The 16319-nt window shown below is 46.9% G+C and carries 9 protein-coding genes; all 9 read left to right on the top strand.

Annotated features, from left to right (window positions below; all coding sequences use genetic code 11):
- Positions 1-13 precede the first annotated feature (13 nt).
- The 9 genes from ASG16_RS29355 to ASG16_RS29315 all read left to right on the top strand — a co-directional run bounded on the left by ASG16_RS29355 (position 14) and on the right by ASG16_RS29315 (position 16258).
- Positions 14-4741 carry a non-ribosomal peptide synthetase gene (locus ASG16_RS29355; RefSeq protein WP_056488090.1) on the top strand — a complete coding sequence of 1576 codons (4728 nt, stop codon included), beginning with the start codon at positions 14-16 and terminating at the stop codon, positions 4739-4741.
- Positions 4742-4877: 136 nt separating this feature from the next.
- Positions 4878-6155, top strand: coding sequence for an MFS transporter (locus tag ASG16_RS29350; protein ID WP_056488089.1), 1278 nt, complete (start codon positions 4878-4880; stop codon positions 6153-6155).
- Positions 6156-6243: 88 nt separating this feature from the next.
- On the top strand, positions 6244-7449 hold the full coding sequence (locus ASG16_RS29345) for an efflux RND transporter periplasmic adaptor subunit (RefSeq protein WP_241970866.1): 1206 nt from the start codon (positions 6244-6246) through the stop codon (positions 7447-7449).
- A 3-nt stretch (positions 7450-7452) separates the two neighbouring features.
- Positions 7453-10494: an efflux RND transporter permease subunit gene (locus tag ASG16_RS29340; RefSeq protein WP_056488087.1), complete on the top strand. Its 3042-nt coding sequence runs from the start codon at positions 7453-7455 to the stop codon at positions 10492-10494.
- A gap of 118 nt (positions 10495-10612) precedes the next feature.
- Complete coding sequence (locus tag ASG16_RS29335) at positions 10613-11662, top strand: Gfo/Idh/MocA family protein (RefSeq protein WP_056488086.1); 1050 nt, start codon at positions 10613-10615, stop codon at positions 11660-11662.
- 41 nt (positions 11663-11703) lie between these two features.
- Positions 11704-11907 (top strand): hypothetical protein, encoded by a 204-nt coding sequence (locus ASG16_RS29330; RefSeq protein ID WP_026043127.1) that lies wholly within the window; start codon positions 11704-11706, stop codon positions 11905-11907.
- A 130-nt stretch (positions 11908-12037) separates the two neighbouring features.
- The gene (locus ASG16_RS29325; protein WP_056488083.1) at positions 12038-12505 is read left to right on the top strand and encodes a MarR family transcriptional regulator; all 468 of its coding nucleotides are present in this window, start codon (positions 12038-12040) and stop codon (positions 12503-12505) included.
- An 86-nt stretch (positions 12506-12591) separates the two neighbouring features.
- Entirely contained in the window at positions 12592-13776 is a 1185-nt protein-coding gene (locus tag ASG16_RS29320) for an MFS transporter (RefSeq protein ID WP_056488080.1), read from the top strand.
- Between the two features lie 79 nt (positions 13777-13855).
- A complete protein-coding gene (locus tag ASG16_RS29315) occupies positions 13856-16258 on the top strand; it encodes an AAA family ATPase (protein WP_056488077.1) in 2403 nt (800 codons plus the stop codon).
- The last annotated feature ends 61 nt before the right edge of the window (positions 16259-16319 follow it).

The following is a 16319-nucleotide window of genomic DNA, read 5'->3' as shown; positions in this document are numbered from 1 at the left end:
ATGGTGATGAGGTTTGAATGGTGTTCAGATTAAAAATATATACCGCTTGACACCTATGCAAGAAGGCATGCTGTATCACTTTATCCTTCATCCTGAATCAGAGGTTCACTTCGAACAAACGGTGATTACGATGGAGGAGTCGTTGCGGCTTGATCTCCTTGATCAGAGCTTTCGCGACCTCGTCGAAAGATTCGATATCCTGCGAACAGTCTTTCACTATAAAGAAAGTAAAAAGCCTCTGCAAATCGTGTTGAAGCAAAGAGAGGCAGCTATTCAGATTGAGGACATCTCTGACCTGACTCAGGATGAACAAGAAGCATTTGTGGAGCAATTTCTTGTAAGGGATCGGAGCAATAGATTTGATCTGGAAAAAGATCTGTTGTTTCGGATTACCGTTATGAAATTGAGTGAATCAAAATTCAAGATGGTGTGGAGTTTCCACCATATTATTATGGACGGCTGGTGCTTGGGGATTGTCGCAAAAGACTTTTTCCATATCTATCACTCTTATCTTCAAAATAAGAAGGCTGAGCTTGCTCCACCGTATTCGTTCAGTAGCTATGTCACCTGGCTTGGCAAGCAAAACAAACAAGAGGGACTCTCGTTTTGGCGAGATAGCTTGGATGGATTTGATCAGCAATCTCCGTTACCGGTTGAATATCTTTCAACCGGTAACGGGTACCAACGAGAATCGATCGTGTTTCGCATTGATCAGGAAACGACTGCCCGTTTGGAGCAGATAGCGAGATCAAATGATGTGACACTGAGTATCGTCTTTCATTCCCTCTGGGGATTGTTGCTGCAACGATACAATTATGCCAAAGACGTTGTCTTCGGCTCCGTCGTTTCGGGACGTCCCTCCGAGCTCATTGGCGTAGAAGAAATGGTTGGATTGTTTGTCAATACGATCCCAATGCGAATTCGCAGTGAAGGCAAACAGACATTTTCGGAGTTGCTCGGGCAGGTGCAACAATTCTTCACAGCCACAAGCAGCTACCAATACTTGTCTCTGGCGGATATTCAGTCCGAAACCGCATTAAAACAAAACCTGATTCAGCATCTCATGGTCTTTGAAAACTATCCATTGAAGGAGGAGGCATTCGACGAAGATGGAAAAGGCGGTTTATTCGGAATCACGGACGTCCAAGGATATGAGCAAACCAGCTACGACTTCAACTTGTGCATTATTCCCGGAAAGGAATTAGAAATTCACTTTATCTATAATGCACTTGCTTACAGCGATGCTTATCTGCAAAAAGTCCGAGCGCATTTGAATCAGTTGATTCAAAGTGTCGTCCGCAATCCCGACCAGCCGCTTGCAAACATGCAAATGGTCACGGACGAGGAGCAGGCCCTTATTCTGCAACAATGGAATGATACGGAGATGCTGGTTGATCAAAGTCAAACCATCGACCAGCTATTTAAGGAACAGGTCAAAAAGGGACCACATCACATTGCCGTGGTCGATCAGGAAGGCACCTACACGTATCAGGAATTAGATGACAAATCCGATGCGCTGGCCCACATGCTGCGTGAGAAAGGGGTAAAACCGGGCAGCATTGTTGGTGTGATGGTGGAGCGCTCTACCGCTTACAGCCTTGCCATCTTGGCCGTTTTGAAAGCGGGCGGTGCCTTTCTCCCAATTAGCACAGACCATCCGAGCGAACGGATCAGCTATATGATCGAAGATAGCGGGGCAAACATTGTTTTGATCCATGATCCGACTGTGGCGTATGCAGAGCGTATTCTTCCAGCAGCAATGTTGATCAATCTTGATGATCGGAGCGTATACAACGGCGTTACATCTGATGTACAGACCCTTCATCGTTCCAGTGATCTGGCCTACGTTATTTATACATCCGGGTCAACGGGGAAGCCAAAGGGGGTAAGGCTGCACCACATCGGAATTGCCAACCTCCAGCAGTTTTTCATCAACGATCTCGGTATTTCCCAGCATGACAAAGTGTTGCAGTTTGCCAGTATCTCGTTTGATGCCTCTGTCTGGGAGTTTACGATGGGGGTATTGACAGGGGCGAGACTGGTTGTGGTTTCAAAGGATGTCGTACTCGATTCCCAGACTTTCAGTGAGTATCTGCTGCGACATGAAGTAACAGTTGCGACGCTCCCGCCTACTTTTGTGACGTATTTGGAGCCGGAAAATTTCCCGAAACTGCAAACGTTAATCACCGCAGGCTCCGCAACAAACTGGGAGCTCGTCCATAAATGGAGCGCGCATTGCCGATACATCAACGCATATGGTCCAACCGAAACAACCATTTGTGCGACGACTTGGACGTATGAAGGGCAAGAGGAGCTGCCGCAGCAAGTACCGATCGGAAAGCCCATTGCCAACACAAACGTATACGTGCTCGATCCGCATGGTCATTTGCAGCCCCAGGGAATTCCTGGTGAGCTAGCTATCGCGGGCATTAGCGTCGCTGATGGCTACATCAATCGTGAGGAATTGACGAACGAGAAATTTGTGGCAGATCCGTTTCTTTCCGGTTCGAGGCTCTACAAGACGGGAGATATGGTGAAATGGCTTGCGGATGGAAGTTTGGAATATTTGGGGCGAATGGACAACCAGGTCAAGATACGCGGTTTCCGTATCGAGCTTGATGAGGTTGAAAACGTGATCCAATCACAGGCAGGAGTGAAGGAAGCAGTCGTGCTGGCCAAAAAAGAGCAGGGAGGAGATGCCTGCCTGATCGCTTATCTGGTCTGGGAGCAGCCTGAGTGGAACAGAGATTTGCGTCAGGAGCTTTTGGCTACCCTTCCAGCTTATATGGTACCTACGTATATCCACGTCCTTGAGAGAATGCCTGTAACACCGAATGGAAAAATAGATCGGAGGGCATTACCTGAGCCTGTCATGATCCGGGAGGCGAGTAAGCAACTGAATCCCCCTGTTACAGAACAGGAGATGAAGCTGGCGGAAATCTGGAAAGAAGTGCTCGACCTACAGGAAATCAGTGTGGATGACCATTTTTATGATCTGGGCGGGCATTCTCTCAAAGCGATCCAACTGGTAGCGCGTCTGTATAAGGAAGGCATTGAAGTGAAGATTCAAACGATCTTCCAATACGATACAGTCAGAGCGCTAGCTGGATATGTAGATACAGTAAACCGGATTCGCACCACAAAAGCGCAAGATAAAAAAGAGCTGGAAACCTTGATCTACGCCCATTTTCAAGTACGAAGCAACTATGTAGAGGTACCGTTCGGCAGCAAGCACCGAGCTGTTCTGTACGTGGAGGAAAATGCGCAGGGCAAACACCAAGAAATCCTGTCCTTATTGCGTAGGTCTTGTGATCCTTCGATTCAGCCGCACGCTATTCAATATCTGGATCTCTCCCAAAAAGCATGGGAGAAAGAGAAGAATCATTTCCAAAAGGCTACGCTTGATGAGAAAGATACCCTGTCATGGCAGGAGTGCCTCGTCAACGACCTCGATACGAAGCTCCTTCGTTATTCGGAGGCAATCGTCAATCAGCAGACCTTTATCAGACGGCCGCTGTCACCTTCACAGCGCTATCATGTACAGGAAAAGGACATTTCTGGAACGGTGATTCACTTTGAGCGGATGATCGATCCTAAGACGTTGGAAAAAGCCTTTCTTACCATCTTAGAGCGGCATCATTTACTGCGTTGCACGTTGGATTTTGAGGAAGAAGAGCCATATTGGAAAGAATATCCTTGCCCTAGTGAAATTCACCTCCCTGTTGTTGATGTATCGGGCGATTCGCAAGAAAGAAAAGAAGCGGTGCGCCATCTTTTACAGAGCGAATATTTTTACAAGCAGCATGATTCGATCAGCTCTTTGTCATACAAAGTAATCTTGCTGAAAGAAAGCGAGAAAGAGTATTCGTTTATATTCCCGGCGTCGCATCTCATTTTTGATTTAATTAGCAGCGAGGTCCTGCAAAACGACATGAACCTGTATTACGAAGCTTTGGAGAATGACTCAGACCTCTCGGAGAATGATCGGAATACGTATTGGGACTTTGTCCGACAAATTACGAAGGGTCCAGTCGGAATCGAAGATCAGCAGATTATGGAGGAATTTGACCTTCACGCATTTGAGAATAGTCTTTTGTCCATTGAAAGACAGCTTCCATCTTCATCCACTTTGGACGGCTACACGATTGTTACCTGCGAACTAGATATGGACAACCCGCAGGAGACAGAAAATGCCCGGATTCCGATTGCTCTTCTGGCCAGATTTTGTGAAAGAAGTTATGGAGTCCACAAGGCACCCGTTCTTCTCATGAACTTTGGCAGATCCTTTATGGGGAACCATTTCTTCGATGTGCTTGGCGAGTGTATCGATCATATTCCGCTTCATATTGATCCGGCATGGAGTCTGAATGAGTTGGAAGCGTATGTGAAGGTTCGGTTGGATCTCGCAAAGGATAGGAACATCCATTTCGCCAATCTCGTGCAAAATCCTGACGTAACACAAAATTATCCTCTTTCCCATCACTCACTCATCCGATCCATGCAGATGACACCTATTATTTGCAACTTTCTGGGTGAGCAGAACAAGAGTCATCAACCAAGTGAATACGATTACCTGTTTATAAAAGGAAAGAAGCGTATTCTCTTTGAGGCTTCCTATACATCCATGGGCAAAATGACTATTTTTATGGCGCTGCCATATCGCGAGGATGAAAGGAAGCTACGAGTGATCTTGGAAGAGGAAGCGAAAAAATTGATAGGAATGCCTCTAGTCATACGCTAAGAGAGGCCTAGGCATCGTATTGACAATCGGCAGATGGATTCCGCTCTATTCCGGGTTTATTGTCCGTGGGGTGTAGCGGGATCATCTGGCCGACATAGTGCGTCAGCTAGAGGGATTACTATTCAGGGAGGTTAAGATGGGCAAACAATCATACGGTTTAAATATTTTTCTCTTTTCTTTTACTCGTTTCATTACAGAATTAGGTAGTGGTGTCTACAAATTTGCTCTTGCCCTGTACATTGCGGATATGACGGGTTCTTCCGCTGCATTTGCAACTGTTTTGGGCTTTTCGTACTTGCCAGGGGTGCTGATTAATATTTTTGCAGGCGCCTATATTGATAGACACAACAAGAAAACAATCATGGTTGTCACCGAACTGCTTAGTGGTGCGCTAGTTCTCCTGTTTTTACTGTTTTTCCTTCAGTTTCCTACGAATCTATGGCTATTTGTCGGATACGCCTTTTTGATCAGTACCATTCAGGCTTTTACGTATCTCGCTTTACAAGCATCGATTCCTGAGCTGGTAAATGAGGAAAGAGTAGGTAGTATGAACTCAATTTACCAAGCGATCAGCGCCATCCTTAATGTAGCGGGTCCTTTGGTAGGGGCGGTGGCCTACGGCTTGCTGGGGATGGAAATGATTTTGCTGATAGATGGTCTTTCTTTTATCGGAGCAGGGATCTTGCAGATGTTCCTCCGTTTCCGCAAGACCGAGGCAGTACAGGAGACAACGCAAAGCTATACAGAAACAATCAAGGAAGTCTTCCAATATATCCGTGAACAGGTCGTCATCAAGTACTTGTTCCTGATTTTCCTTGTGCTCAACTTTATTTTCCCTCCGCTCATGTATGTGGGGCTGCTGCATATTGCCTATCAAGCCGAAAAATTATCGGTGGAGCAATTCTCCTTTATTCAGTCCTCCTGGTTTATCGGGATCATTATCGGAGCGGCTATTGTCTCTATGAAAAAGGTGAGCAAATACGTTGAGAATAAAATCTTCCTTCTGATTCAAGTGCAAGGGATTCTCTTGATGACGTGGATCTTTCCGATTTTTGTTCCGGAAACGAGTAACGCCTCGTGGATCATTACGGGCGTGTTTGTCGGAATTTTATCAGTCTCCGCGATCTTCAACTCCATGGGGAACATTCCGATCTTTACCTTTGTTCAATTGAACACACCTGAGCATTTGCGTGCCAGTATGTTTGGAGTGGTCGGCACTTTTACCGGTGTGGCCGTACCGTTTGGGATCTGGTTGTACGGTATTTTACTGGAGGCCGTTTATTGGCCGTATCTCTTGTTGGCCTCAGGTGCCGTCATTTTTGTGATCGCCTTGATCGCTCATCTGAACAAGCAAGTGAGTCAATACTTTAAGAAAAAAGAAGAGCAGGTGGTAGCTACAGACAAGTCTGCTTGAGCAAGGTCAAGATAGAGAGAGAAAATATGATGTCAGTTTCATTCAAAAAGACAATGACAAAACTACTGGAGGACTCTACGTGAAGAGTATGCGCTATGTCGTTTTGACCGTTGTACTGATGTTCATCACGGGATGTGGAGTGGAAACGAAACAGGAAACGGAGCAAACCAAACAAAAGATCGTGCAGGTGCACACCGTAAAACAGACGGATTCCTTGCCGATACCACTTACTGCTTTCGTTGAATACAAACAGGAGAGCCATCTAGCCTTTGGAGCTTCTGGTACGATTGAACGAATGAACGTAACAAAAGGGGCAAAGGTGACACAGGGCCAGGTATTAAGTTCATTAAATACGAACTATTATCAAAAAGGGCTGGAAGCGGCACAAAGTCAGGTTCAAAGTGCATCTGCGTTGCGTTCAAAAACGTTGCAAGGAGCGAGCGCCGATCTCATCAGCAAGCAGCGCTTGGCAGTGGATAGCCAGGAAAAGCGCATGAAGGATGCGCAACGGAAATGGGAGACGGCCCAGGAGCTGTTTAAGGGCGGCGCTATTTCGCAGAGTGAGCTGGATAGTGCGCAGTCGGAAAAAGAGCAAATCGAGATTTCACTACAAGAGGCGCGAATTACGTTGGATAAGCTGCTAAAGGGTGCGGAAGTCAACGAGATTGCCAGTGCCGATGCCGATTTGAAACAAGCGGCCAGTGAAGTAGAGCTCGCAAAGAAAACCCTTCAAGAAACGCAACTCATTGCGCCATTTAGTGGTACGGTCATTGATGTGACCCAAAAGGCAGGCAGTCTTGCCCAACCAGGTGAAAGTATCATTCACCTGGTTGATAGCTCGGAAGTGAAGCTGAAGGTCGATGTCCCATTGGATGTGATGGAAAATTACAAACAAGGGGACACGGTGCCTGTGGCAGTAGAGGGAAAGGGCAAAAGTACAGGGACCATTACATTTATCTCGCCTGTACTTAACCAGGAAACGGGAAAGTATCTTGTAGAGTTAGCTGTTTCCAATAATGACAACAAGTTGATTGAGGGCATGGTCGCGACTGTAGAGATGTCGCGCAAAGTGAACGGAGTGCTCGTTCCCGTCCAAAGTGTGGGCATTAAAGAAACACAGCGCTTCGTCATGGTTGTCGAGAATGATGTGATCAAGAGACGCGACGTGGAAGTGGGGCAAATTTTTGGAAATAACGTTGAGATTTTATCGGGTCTACAGTCAGGCAATCAAATTCTGATCTCCGGCATAACGTACTATGCCGAAGGAGAAGTCGTTAAGGTGAAAGGGGAGTAACCGATGGACAAGGTCATTCTCTTTTTGCTGAAACGAAAAGTGATCCTCTATTTGTGCACATTCCTCATCGTGCTTACCGGAATCGGTGCTCTCTTTTCTTTCCACGTGGAGCTTGTACCGAAAACGAATTTGCCTTGGATTGAAGTGAATATTTCAGGAGGAGCACTGCCGCCTGAAGAGATGGTGGAAAAGGTCACGAAAAAAATAGAGCAGGAATTGAAATCTTTGGCTGGGATTAAAAATTTCTCATCGAAGACAGGGACGGGGTTTTCTGGCATCTCGATCCTTGCAGAGGATGGGGAAGGTGAAAAGGTCAAGCAAGAGACACAAAATATTGTGAATCGGCTGCGCAACGAGTTTCCCAAAGTAGTAGATACCGTAACCGTCACTCAAACGAATTTAGGTGATGAGGACTTAATCGACTACGCAATGGTGGGTGCCGATACACAGACCATGCTCACCTTGCTGAAGACGACCATTAAGGATCGAATAGAATCCGTCCCGGGTGTGAAGGAAGTGGTCGTATCCGAGGACGGTTTTGAAAATAAGGTTGCGATAACATTTCGTCCTGAACGGCTTACTGCCTATCGAACGACAGCAGCGGATGTTGTTGGTCAGCTACAGGGTGCCAATTGGAAAAAAGCCGTGGGGATATTGGAGAATCCAGGTTTCGACACCGTTGTGATGATTGACAACAGCTTAAAAAATGTAGAAGAATTCAAAGCTATTTTGATCAAGACACCGAAGGGCAAGGTTGCACTTGAACAATTGGCAATGGTGAGTGACTTGCGCGGAAGCGTGAAGGACGCTATTTCCATGACAGAAGGAAACCTCTTTGTGCAAATCAGTGTAAAGAGGGCTGCGGGGAGTGACCTGATCACTACACAGAAGAAAGTCGAAGAAGTTGTAAGGCAAATCAATGATGAGGGGGGCGGAAACTACGAGCTGAGAGTCATGTTTGAATCCGTCTCCTTTATTAAAAAAGCGATCACCAATTTGAGTCGAGATGTTGTCATCGGGGGAATATTGGCAATCCTCGTACTCTGGGTATTCCTGCGAAATTGGCGTGTGACGATGGTCATTGCAACGACGCTGCCTCTCTCCATCCTGATGACTTTCATCGCTTTAAAAGCTGCCGGATACAACATTGACATGGTGGTATTGATATCACTGAGCTTGTCAATCGGATTGATTGTTGACGCCGCGATCGTTGTTCTGGAGAGTATTTATCATTTGAGAGAAAAGGGAATGCAGTTGAAACAGGCCATCGTTCAGGGCTCAAAAGAAGTCATTGCACCTGTTTTTGCATCCCAATTAACTTTGATTATTGTATTTTTACCGCTTGTGGTCGCGGATTTTGAACAGTGGCTGAAGCCTATTCTTCATACCATTGCGTTTACCGTTACCTCTACGATTCTTGCGTCAACGATTGCAGCTTTTCTGTTTGTTCCGATTTTTTCCGAGCGTTTTCTCCAACATGATAAACAGTTGCAGCCCCGTAGCGAAAAAGGGAAAACGGGGATTGTTTCTCTCTTTCAGCGATTACTGCTGTTAACCCTTCGTCATCGCGTTCTCACATTGCTGGTGGCTTTTGGGGTGTTTGCAGGGGCCTTGAGTCTCTTCCCATTGATTAAAATAGGAAATGGCTTGAATGCCAATGAGAATCAAATTTTTGCCACACTAACGATGCCCGATGGCACTAGTTTGGAACAGGCGCGAACAGTCGCAGTTGAAGCGGAAAAAGCGTTGAGAGAGTTGTCCGACGTGAATCAAGTCTTTTTTACGGCAAAGAAAGAGACAGTCGAGTTAAATATTTCATTAGTGACCAAGTCGCAACGAACGCAAGAAAAAGAAGAGTTTATGCAAGAAGTAAACGGGCGCTTGAATGCAATTGACGGTGTGGAACAAACGAGTATGACATTTGGATTCTCAGGTAAATCGGCACCTATTGAGTTGCAGGTCGCGGGCGAGGATTTGGAGGTTTCCCGGACGATTTCCACAAAGGTAGAAGAAATGCTGGCGAGCATCCCTGGTGTAGTCAATATTCGGAATGACTTTGAAAGAGGGAAGGAAAAAGTAACGCTGACACCGAATCAGGAGGCAATGGCTCAATTACAGGTTGACTCAGATTCATTGGACAGCCAAATCAGCATGTTGCTTGGGGAGCAGCCCCTATCTACACTCAGTCAAAATGGGATCGAAACCTCGATTGTGGCCAGATTTCCAGAGACTTGGGTAACACATCCTGACCAACTCCAGCAGATTATGATCCGAACCGGAACAGGCTCACAGGTGCCGTTACACGAACTGGTTGATTTCCATTTCAGCAAATCTCCGATTACGATCAAACATGAAAAAGGAGAACAAATCATCACGGTATCAGCAGAACTGTTGGGTACGGATATTGGTACGGCGGGCAGACAAATCAATGACAAGCTGGGGACAGTGGAATTGCCCGCTGGTTACAAGATCGAGATCGCTGGCGATTTGAAGGAACAGAATAACACCTTTACGCAAGGAATCATCGTCCTGGTAGTGGTAATCTCCCTCATCTATGTGATCATGGTGGCGCAGTTTGGGAGGTTATCTCAGCCGTTTATTATCATGCTGTCATTGCCTATGGCCTTGGTGGGAGTCATTCTCGGATTCGTGGTCACGCAGCGAACCTTTGGTGAGATGGCGATGATTGGGCTCATCATGCTGGTAGGAATTGTTGTTTCGAATGCGATTCTGTTAATTGACAGAATCAATCTGCTCCGTTCACGGGGGATGGAATTGGAAGAAGCGATTGTACAGGGCACGAGAGATCGTGTTCGTCCGGTAATTATGACTAAGCTGACAGCGATACTTGGTATGCTGCCGATGGGACTCGCTGTTGCGGAAGGAGCGGAACTAGAGGCGCCGCTTGCTACCGGGGTAATTGCGGGGTTGATTTTTCACACGCTCGTAACGCTTGTATTGGTTCCCGTTCTTTATTCGATCTTTGAGGGGATTCGTGAAAAGCGATTAGCACGAAAAAAAGCGCATCGCATCGCTGATTTGTAAAAAGGGAAGCAGGGCACAGCGCTGTCGAACCAGCGTTGTGCCCTCTAACAACTTCATAGAGTGAATGACATTACGACAGGTGAGTCTGTAGAGTGTTCAACACAAAGGAGGAGCAATCATGAGCATAAAAGTAGGCATTATTGGCTGCGGGTCCATTGCAAACGAACGGCATGCGCCGGAGTATCACCATCATCCAAATGTCGAGCTTTTCCTTGTGTTTGACCCGAATCCAGATCGTGCGCAGAAGCTGGTTGCAAAGTATGGGGGCACGGTAGTGGCTAGCTGGCAAGAGGTCGTTCATCATCCTGAGATTCAAGCAATCAGCGACTGCTCGACGAACGAAATGCACCATATCATCACCACTGAGGCATTATTGGCTGGAAAACATGTCTTGTGTGAAAAGCCAATCGCGACGACGAGCGAAAATGCAGAGGTTATGCTTGCGGCTGCCGAGGCTACGGGTGCGATTCTTATGATCGATCACAATCAGCGGCTGGTTATCGCCCATCAAAAAGCGCGTCAGATCATTGATTCAGGTGAGCTGGGGCGCATCCTATCCTTTAAAACAAGCTTCGGACATAAAGGGCCTGAGCATTGGAGTATCAACAAAACAAACGCCACATGGTTTTTTAAAAAGAATCGTTCTGCACTCGGTGTTGCCGGAGACTTGGGCATCCATAAAGTAGATCTGCTGCGTTATTTGCTTCAGGATGAAATCGTGCAGGTCAGTGCCTTAACAGCCGTTTTGGACAAAAAAGACGAGGAAGGCCTACCAATCGAGGTATGCGATCATATGGTTTGCCTTTTACGAACAAAATCGGGTGCGGTGGGTACGGCTTCCTTTAGCTGGAGCTACTACGGTGAGGAGGACAACAGTACGATTCTGTACGGCGAGCGTGGAGTCATGAAGATTTTTGCTGATCCAGAAAAGGATATTGAGGTTATAACAGCTACGGGCGAAAGAAGAGTAGAACGAACAGGGGCGATACAGACAAACGATCATCAGACAAATAGTGGGGTAATCGATGCCTTTGTAGACGCGATCCAGAATCAAACAACGCCAATCGTCACAGGAAAAGATGGGCTTATCGCTCTTTTGATTATCGAAGCGGCCATGGAGTCAGCCGCAACGGGAAAAACGATTTCTTTGCAACAAAATATTGGATGATTGCCATGTTGCTTGGTCACACTAAGGTAGGAGGTGTAACCATGGAACGAACCATTCAGGTCAATGGTGAGGATTATCATTTCGAGTCAACGTATGATGGGGATTCACAGTATAACGTACAAGTACGATGCGGCAAGAAAGTGGTATCGAGTTTCAAAATCTCGGCTGGATCGGAAAGTGAAGTGTTTGAGGCTGCTCGTGCTCATTTCAGTGCGGACAAGGAATTGGGCAATCTAAATGGATAGAGACTGGGCTCGGAACGCAGCTTGCGAATGCAGGGCTGCGGTTTTTTCTTGTGCAAAAGGAAATCTCATGGTAAGGTTATTTTGTTTCCGTGGAAACAAATATCGAAATAGATGAGGAGCTGATGCTGCATTGGACCCTAAAAAGAAGCTTTGGAATCGATGGATCACCTTTCTACATAAACAGGAGGAGCGCAGCAAGCTACGTGAAGAAATGCTATTGCGCCAGATCAGAATCAGCGTACCTGATTACGATAAAGTTGGAAGGTTATCCGTAACAGAGCTCCACGTCCTTCAAGAGGTAGGGAGGAAGGATCGAGTCAATGTTACGACAATTGCTCAGCATATTGGGGTAACAAAGAGTGCGATATCCAAAATAACAGTCAAACTTTTGAAGAAAGGATTACTCGAGCGCTATCAGCTCGAAGACAATCAGAAGGAAGTTTTTTTCAGGCTGACATCAGTAGGAGAAATGGTTAACGAGATTCACGAACACTACCATCAACGCCTGGAGAATGACGTATACCGATTCTTGGATAGGTATTCCCCCGCTGAATTGGCTTTTTTGGATGAGGTCATAAGAGAAGCAACAGAAGATTAGGGGAAACATACAATTGGAGTTCATTATTTTTTTTGAAAAAATTGTTTCCAAGGACACAATATTAACGAGATAAGAGGAGAGCAACCATGAATCCAAGAAAAGTGCTGTACCTACTTGGGATAACGCTTATGCTGGGTATGTTCGCGCAAAATTTGTTCATGCCTATTTTACCAGCCATGCAAAAAGAGTTTCAGACGAGTGCAACCATGATCAACTGGACCGTGTCAATCTTTACCGTCATGCTGGCGATTATGCAAATCATCTACGGACCATTTATCGATCGGTTCGGCCGAAAACGTGTCATGGTACCTGCCCTGATTCTATATACGATCGCGTCAATTGGATGCTATCTGGTTGATTCTATTTATGGGCTATTATTTTTCCGGGCTTTACAAGGGGCAGGGTTTGCTGCCATTCCGATCGTAGCCGCAACGATCATTGGAGACCTATTTACAGGAATCCAACGTGCATCTGCGATGGGTACTTATCAGATGCTGCTTGCGCTCAGTCCGGCACTTGGTCCACTGTTAGGTGGCTGGATTGGCGGCATCGGCGGACATTCTGCGGTCTTTTTGTTTTTGGCGATCTGCGCAGTCTTTCTCGTCGGCATCAATGCTGCACTGTTACCCGAAACGAAAAGGAATCAAGCTACATCATCAGGCGGTTTTACACTAGGGTCTTTCCGTTATATTTTGCTCCACCCAGTCGGTGCGTCTGTCATTTTGATCGGTTTTAGTCAAATGTACGCCTATTATTGCTTTCTGCTGTTTCTTCCTGTCCAATTGACGAATCAATACGCAGTCTCCGTTGAAATGATCGGATTGGTTTTCTTGCTCGTGTCAGTCGTCTTTATTATCAGTAGCAAGCTGTCTGCTGTATTGCAAAATCGATGGGGGGCACGTAAAACATTGCTGGTGACGACCGGTTCGAATGCTTTGGCGATGCTTCTTTTTATGACTGCGGCTGATGTTTCTTTTCTCCTGCTTGTCTTAACAAGTACGCTGTTTGCCTTAACCTTGGGTGTAGGTATGCCTGCACATACGATTTTGCTATCCGAAGTATTTGAAGAAGAGCGTGCAACGTCTATTGGTGTGTACAATTTCATCCGCTATACGGGGATGGCTGCGGGTCCGGTTGTAGGTGCGATGCTGTTAGAATGGGGAGGGGTCTGGCTTGAATTTGGTATGGCTGGTATCCTCATTGCTTTGGCGGCCTTGTTCACACATCAAATGGTGAAAAGAACCGCAGCGAACATCCAAGGGGAGTTCTAATGTTCGGACAGACTTTTCATGTTCGGCTAAATATGCTACAACAGGGATGAAACAATGGAGCGGGAGGAGCAATCTAAAGATGCAGCATCAAGAAGAACGGGACCCGAGGGTACTGATTGCAGGTTTTAGCGAAAATCCGTCCAGTATCCAGTCACTATCCGAAGGCGAATGCCTAACATTCCTGCAAATGCTCGAACAGCATCGTCAAGAACATCCAGGCGAAGAGCTTGATTGGATGGAAGCGATGGTGTTGACGCGGATGTCTGCCTTGCGGATGCACAAAACAGGAGGCCATACGCTTGCGGCTGAATGGGTAGATCGTGCGCTTCAACTAGCCCCTGATTATCACTATGCTGGAGAGGTTAAGCTGGAGCTGTACTTTTCACAGTTGCGATCCCATGTCTTCCTCACTGAATTCAAGTCCGTGCGTGAAACGGATAATGTCGTCATGCGCAGGAGAACAGTTGAGGTGCTGGAAGAACAGGCAACCAATGAGTTGGCTGAAATCACGAAGTGGCGCTCTCTTACTGAAGTGACGCTACTAGCAGCGCAAAAGTGGAACGATTCGGAGGCGGAAGCTACGGCTGCTGCCCTCGTGCTGTTATACACGGAACGACAAAATTTATTAGTACAATTGCAAGAACGTGTTCAAGCATATGGAGCGTCTTTATCCGGGGTCTTTTACTCCAGTGAAATGCTCGTCCAATTGCAAGAGACGATTCGCGCTTTAACGAACCAGCAAGAACAGAAAGAAAAGCTCCTGCCGCAAAGGCACGAAAGGGTAGAAGATCGCGAAAAAGCGCCTCAGCAAGATTTGAGTGCTTTAGAGCAATTGGAGAAGTTGATCGGCTTGGACGAGATCAAGCATCGGGTTCGGCAGTTGGCCCAATTTCTGCAGTATCGCCAGCTTCGCGAAGAAAAGGGCTGGCATATGAAAGACCAGCTCCCCCTTCATCTCGTGCTGATGGGGAACCCAGGCACAGGGAAGACGACTTTGGCTCGCTTAATCGCCAAGCTGTATCAGGAGCTCGGGTTGTTGGCAAAAGGACAGCTCATCGAGGTGGATCGTTCGCAATTGGTCGGCGCTTACGTGGGACAGACAGAGCAGCGCGTCATGGAAGCGATCAAGCAGGCAGACGGTGGAGTTCTGTTTATCGATGAAGCATACAGCTTGAAGCGCCCAGATAGCTCCGGTAGTGATTACGGACAAGTGGCGATTGACACGCTTGTATCCGCTATGACGAGTGGCGAGTTTGCAGGACGCTTTGTTGTGATGCTGGCGGGCTATCCGGAAGAAATGCGTCATTTTTTGTACGCCAATCCTGGGCTGAATAGCCGTTTTCCAGAGACGGGCCACTTTTTACTGCCGGACTATCAAGCGGACGAACTAGTGCATATCGCAGAAGAAGTAGCTGTCCGGAACGATTTTACGCTGACAGAGGCGGCAAAAGTTACGCTGCGTCAGCGCATTGAAAAAGCGCAAGTAGACGAGACATTTGGCAATGCACGGGCAGTTACAAATATCGTGCTCGATGCGATCTTTGCTAAAGGACGCGAGACAGACGGTAAGGAACTGAAATGGGATGACTTTACGATTCTGAAACCAGAGGATGTCCGTGGCTTTGATCCACCGCAAAAAGAAAGCAATGCAGAAGCCAGGCTGCAAGCTTTGATTGGTCTTGCTCAAGTGAAAACCGAGCTGAAAAAAATCGCGGCGTATGTGTCCGTCCAGCAAGAACGCGCAGCAAGAGGTCTGCCGAAAAGTCCGATTGAGCTGCATGCCGTCTTTACTGGAAATCCAGGCACAGGGAAGACGACGGTTGCCCAGTTGTATGCACAGATTTTGCAAGAAATCGGCTATTTGAAACGCGGTCATCTTGTTACAGCGAGTAGAGCCGATTTGGTAGCGGGGTATGTCGGTCAGACCGCAGCACTTACACGCAGAAAAGTTCGAGAAGCATTGGGTGGTGTCTTGTTTATCGATGAGGCGTATTCGCTGCTCGGCGGGGGAGAGCGGGATTTTGGGCAGGAAGCGGTTGACACACTCGTAGAAGAGATGACCAAGCACGAAGAGAATCTGGTCGTGGTCCTCGCGGGCTACCCACTCGAAATGAATTCATTATTGATGAGCAACCCCGGACTCTTGTCACGGTTTAAAAAATATATTGCGTTCGCCGACTATACCGTGAAGGAACTCGTGCACATACTTGAACAGGCTGCATGTGACGTAGGGTATGCCATTGAGAAGAACGTGCTGGAAATGATCTCACAGTCTTTGGATAAAGCAGTCAGTGATCATCGATTGAATGGCAACGGCCGTTTTAGCCATAACCTATTGCAAGAGGCGATCCAAAACCAGGCCGTGCGACTGATGGATATTCCGAAGGAGGAATGGAATCAGGAAATGCTGATGCAGTTGGCATGGGCCGATTTTCAACCCCTATTACAGTGGACGGTAGAAGAGGATGGGACAAAAAATTAGTTTTTGTCCCATGTCTATGCCTTCTTACTCTTTTGAGAATTCACCCTTTCTCTTATAATGG

Source organism: Brevibacillus sp. Leaf182 (assembly GCF_001423865.2).
Lineage (GTDB): Bacteria > Bacillota > Bacilli > Brevibacillales > Brevibacillaceae > Brevibacillus > Brevibacillus brevis_C.
This window is presented reverse-complemented; position numbering and strand designations above follow the sequence as displayed.

What these genes read in the sequence shown, in the direction of transcription:
- ASG16_RS29350 (WP_056488089.1), top strand. Translation starts at nt 4,878, where the DNA reads ATGGGCAAACAATCATACGGTTTAAATATTTTTCTCTTTTCTTTTACT.
- ASG16_RS29345 (WP_241970866.1), top strand. Translation starts at nt 6,244, where the DNA reads ATGCGCTATGTCGTTTTGACCGTTGTACTGATGTTCATCACGGGATGT.
- ASG16_RS29340 (WP_056488087.1), top strand. Translation starts at nt 7,453, where the DNA reads ATGGACAAGGTCATTCTCTTTTTGCTGAAACGAAAAGTGATCCTCTAT.
- ASG16_RS29335 (WP_056488086.1), top strand. Translation starts at nt 10,613, where the DNA reads ATGAGCATAAAAGTAGGCATTATTGGCTGCGGGTCCATTGCAAACGAA.
- ASG16_RS29330 (WP_026043127.1), top strand. Translation starts at nt 11,704, where the DNA reads ATGGAACGAACCATTCAGGTCAATGGTGAGGATTATCATTTCGAGTCA.
- ASG16_RS29320 (WP_056488080.1), top strand. Translation starts at nt 12,592, where the DNA reads ATGAATCCAAGAAAAGTGCTGTACCTACTTGGGATAACGCTTATGCTG.
- ASG16_RS29315 (WP_056488077.1), top strand. Translation starts at nt 13,856, where the DNA reads ATGCAGCATCAAGAAGAACGGGACCCGAGGGTACTGATTGCAGGTTTT.